Here is a 350-nt window from a genome sequence, read left to right as displayed (position 1 = left end):
CGTCGTTGCCGCCGACATCCGGTTCCCGACGGTCGGGAGCGTCTGGGGTCAGTCCAGGCCCGCGATCGGGACAGAGGGCTCGGTGGGTGTCGCGAGGAGGCGCTGCAGGACGGCGTAGAAGCCGGCGGAGTCGACCTCCTCCACGACCTCGGCATTCGGGACGAGGCCGAACTTCGCCCAGGCCATCGTCGACATCCCGCGGGTGAGTTCGGAGGCGGTCTCCACGTCCACCCGGTACGGCGCGCTCGCCCGGACCAGCTCGGGGTGCAGCAGCAGGCGGAGGGGGCCCGGCCGAACCAGCGGCGTTCCGAGCGCACAGAGCCGGTCGTACTCCGGACGGGCGAAGGTCA

1 pseudogene is annotated in these 350 nt (G+C 72.0%); it reads right to left on the bottom strand.

Going from position 1 to position 350, the window contains the following annotated elements:
* Positions 1–48 precede the first annotated feature (48 nt).
* Positions 49–350, bottom strand: a pseudogene (locus BN358_RS27200) (nucleoside hydrolase); the annotation flags it as partial.

Origin of the sequence: Sedimentibacter sp. B4, assembly GCF_000309315.1 — a bacterium.
Lineage (GTDB): Bacteria > Bacillota > Clostridia > Tissierellales > Sedimentibacteraceae > Sedimentibacter > Sedimentibacter saalensis.
This window is presented reverse-complemented; position numbering and strand designations above follow the sequence as displayed.